Source organism: Kineococcus indalonis (assembly GCF_009906395.1).
Classification (GTDB): domain Bacteria; phylum Actinomycetota; class Actinomycetes; order Actinomycetales; family Kineococcaceae; genus Kineococcus; species Kineococcus indalonis.
Genome location: NZ_JAAALM010000398.1, coordinates 1 through 3,757, shown reverse-complemented (window position 1 = coordinate 3,757; position 3,757 = coordinate 1). Strand labels below are relative to the sequence as shown.

At 81.8% G+C, this 3,757-nt stretch carries 3 protein-coding genes and 1 pseudogene; all 4 read left to right on the top strand.

Annotation, left to right across the window (positions count from 1 at the left end; translation table 11 throughout):
- The coding region (locus GTR00_RS16370) for a SpoIIE family protein phosphatase (RefSeq protein WP_166612653.1) at positions 1–2,155 on the top strand (2,155 nt) is incomplete at its 5' end.
- A gap of 10 nt (positions 2,156–2,165) precedes the next feature.
- Positions 2,166–2,327, top strand: a pseudogene (locus GTR00_RS26440) (glycosyltransferase); the annotation flags it as partial.
- A gap of 151 nt (positions 2,328–2,478) precedes the next feature.
- Positions 2,479–2,862, top strand: coding sequence for a hypothetical protein (locus GTR00_RS24250; protein ID WP_240900450.1), 384 nt, complete (start codon positions 2,479–2,481; stop codon positions 2,860–2,862).
- A 5-nt stretch (positions 2,863–2,867) separates the two neighbouring features.
- On the top strand, positions 2,868–3,757 hold an 890-nt coding region (gene mptB / locus GTR00_RS24245), incomplete at its 3' end, for a polyprenol phosphomannose-dependent alpha 1,6 mannosyltransferase MptB (protein ID WP_166612652.1).

Below are 3,757 nucleotides of genomic sequence, written 5' to 3'. Positions count from 1 at the left end.
GCGCACCACCGCCCGCCTGGCGGCCGCCCTGAGCGCGCGCGAGGCCGTCGACGTGGTCCTCGCCGCCGTGCAGGAGGCCCTGCGCGCCACCACCTGCGGCGTCTTCCTGCTCGAGCGCGACGGCGCGGGCGGCGGGCCCGTGCTCGTGCCCGCCGGCGACGGCGTCGTGCTCGCCCGCGCCGCCGGCCGCGCCCCGTGCCTGCCGCTGGACGCCTCCACCCCCAGCGCCGAGGCCGCCCGCACCCGCCGCCCCGTGCTGCTGCGCTCGCCCGCCGAGCTCGCCGAGCGCTTCGACGACCCCGTCAACGAGCGCCTCGTCGCCGCCGGGGAGCGCTCCTGGGCGGCGCTGCCCCTGCTCACCGACGGCGGCCTGATGGGCGTGCTGCGCCTGGGCCTGCCCCGCGAGGGCTCCCTGGACGAGGTGCAGCTGCTGCTGGCCGCCACCCTGGCCGGGCAGTGCGCCTGCGCCGTCGAGCGCGCCCGCCTCTTCGACGCCGTGCGCGAGGCCGCCCGCGAGGCCCGCTCCGCCGAGCACCGCTACCGCACCCTGGCCCGCGCCGGGCGCCTGGACGTGTTCACCGCCGCCCCGCCGCGCGGCCTGACCAGCGACCTGCCCGGCTGGCGCGCCCTCACCGGCCGCGACGGCGACGTCCTGGGCACCGCCTGGAGCGCCGACGTGCACCCCGAGGACCTGCCCGCCGTGCTCGGCGAGGCCGCCGCCGCCCTGCGCGAGGGCCGCGCCGCCGGCGCCCGCCTGCGCGTGCGCACCCCCCGCGGCTGGCGCTGGCTCAGCGCCCGCGCCCAGCCCGTGCGCGCCGACCCCGACGAGCCCGACAGCCCCGTGGTGGAGTGGGTCGGCGCCCTCGACGACGTCGACGAGCGGGTGCGCGCCCGCCGCCGCGCCGGGCACCTGCAGTCCCTCACCGCGGCGCTGTCCACGGCCACCACCCGCGCCGGCGTCGTCGACGCCGTCCTGACCTCGTCCCTGACCCTGCCCGGCGCCACCCGCGCCAGCGTGACCCTGCTGGACCCCGAGCGCGGGCCCGGCGGCGCCGTGGCCGTGCACCGGCTGCGCGCCGACGGGCTGCGCGAGCACCTGGTGCGCGCCGACCGCCGCGCCGCGGAGCTCGTGCGCGACGTGGAGGACTGCGCCGCCGCCGGCGGCTGGTACGCGGTGGGGCCCGCCGGCGAGGACCTGCTGCCCGCGTGGGTGCGCCCCACCTACCGCCAGGCCCTCGCCGAGGGCGACGCGCGCTGGTCGGTGCTGCCGCTGGCCACCCGCCGCAGCCGCCTGGGCGGCCTCGTGCTCGGCGCCGCCGAGGACGTGCCGCCCGACGCCGACGAGCGCGCCTCCCTGCAGGCCCTGGCCCGCCAGGTCGCCGACGCGCTGGAGCGGGTGGACCTGCTGGAGCGCGAGCTGGGCACCGCCCGCGTCCTGCAGCGCGCCCTGCAGCCCGGCCCGCTGCCCGCCGTGCCGTGGCTGGCCGCGCACCGGGCCACCACCACCAGCGCCGGGGAGGGCGTGGGCGGGGACTGGGCCGAGCTGCTCGTCGTGGACGGCGGGCGCGTGGCCGTCGTCCTGGGCGACGTCATGGGCCGCGGGGCGCGCGCGGCCACCGTCATGGGCGAGGTGCGCGCGCAGGTGCGCGCCCTGGCCCTGGTCGACCCGCACCCCGGCGCGGTGCTGCGCGGCCTGGACGCGTGCGCGGCCGCCGCCGGCGGGGAGGACCTGGTGACCCTGGCCTACGTGCTGCTGGAGCGCGACGGCACCGCGCTGGCCGCGCTGGCCGGGCACCCGCCGCCGCTGCTGCGCCACGCCGGCGGCGCGCGCTTCCTCGACGCGCCCGCCGGCCCGCCCGTGGGGGCGGTGCTGCCCGGCGGCACCGCCGCCCGCGAGGGCGTGCTGCGCCTGCGCCTGGGCGCCGGGGAGGACCTCGTGCTGTTCTCCGACGGGCTGGTGGAGTCGCGCGAGCGGTCCCTGGAGGACGGCCTGGACGCCGCCCGCGAGCACCTGGCCCGGGTCTGCGGGCGCGAGGAGGTGCCCGCGCCGGCGCGCCTGGTCGACGGGCTCGTGCACGCCGTGGCCGGCGGGGCGCCCGTCGACGACGACGTGACCGTCCTGGTGGTGCGCCGCCTCGGCGGGGACGTGCCCTAACCTCGCCAGCGTGCCGCCCCCGCAGCCGTCCCCGACCGTCGCCGTCGTCGTGCCGGCCAAGGACGAGGGGGAGCGGATCGCCGCCACGGTGGCGGCGCTGCGCTCCCTGCCGGTGGCCGACCTCGTGGTCGTCGTCGACGACGGCTCCTCCGACGGCACCGCCCGCCTGGCCCGCGACGCCGGCGCCCTGGTCGTGGCGCACCGGCGCAACCGCGGCAAGGCCGCGGCCGTGGCGCCCAGGTCGGCGTCGACGAACAGCAGCGGGCGCCACGGCCGCGGCCACCGCGCCGCTGGCGGCGCCGGTGCTGGCCGGGGAGGCGGACATGACGATCGCGGTGCTGCCGCGCCAGTCCAGCCCCGGCGGCGGGCGCGGCCTGGTGGTGGGCCTGGCCCGCCGCGGCACCCTGGCCGCGACCGGCTGGTCCCCGCAGCAGCCGCTGTCGGGGATGCGCTGCCTGAGCCGGGAGGCGTTCGCGGCGGCGCAGCCGCTGGCGCGCGGCTGGGGCGTGGAGACGGCCCTGACGATCGACCTGCTGCGCGGCGGGTACCGGGTGGTGGAGGTGCCGTGCGCGCTGCAGCACCGCGTCAGCGGCACGGACCTGCGCGCGCAGCTGCACCGCGCCGCGCAGTACCGCGACGTGGCGCTGGCGCTGGCGCAGCGCCACCTGGCCGACCGGCTGGGCCGGTTGCGCCGCACCGGCGGCTGAGGCGCGTGGCTGAGGTGCGCGGGCGCCCCGGCGCCCCGCCCGCCGCTCCGGCGCGCGCGCTCGGGGCGCTGCCCGCGGCGGCGAGCGCGGTGGCGCTGCTGGCGTGGCTGGCGGTGGCGCTGGCGGGGGAGTCGGCCGCGGTGCCCGGCCTGGGGCCGGGGGCGCTGCCGCTGGACCTGGCGCTGCGGCCGTCCTCGGCGCTGGTGACGGCCCTGCTGGCGCTCTCGGTGCTGGCCGCGGGCACGGCGCTGCTGAGCGGGCTGGCCGCCGCCGGGCGCGGCTGGCGCCCGCACCGGGTGCTGCTGCTGGCCGCCGCCGGCGCCGCGGCCACCGCCCTGGTGCCGCCGGTGGGCTCGGCCGACCACCTCAGCTACGCCGCCTACGGCCGCATCGCCGCCCTGGGCGGCGACGCCTACGCCGAGGCGCCGGACGCCTTCGCCGGCGGCGCGGACCCGGTGGCCTCGGCGGTGCGCGACCCGTGGCGCTCGACGACGTCGGTGTACGGGCCGCTGGCCACGGCGGTGCAGGCGCTGGCGTCGCTGGCCGGCGGGGACTCGGTGCGCGCCACGGTGTGGTGCGGGCAGCTGGTGCTGCTGGCGGCGTGGGCGGCGGCGGGCGCCGGCCTGCACCGCGCCCTGCGCGAGGACCCGGCCGCCCGCGCCCGCGCGCACGTGCTGTGGACGGCGAACCCGCTGCTGCTGACGGTGGGTCTGGGCGGCGCGCACGTGGACGTGCTGGCCGGGGCGGCGGCGGTGGGGGTGCTGCTGCTGGCGCCGCGCCGGCCGTTCGCGGCGGGCCTGGCGCTGGCGCTGGCGGCCGGCGCCAAGCTGCCGTTCGGCGCGGTGGGCGCGGGGCTGCTGGTGGCCTGGTGGGCCGGGCGCGGGCGCGGCGGGCC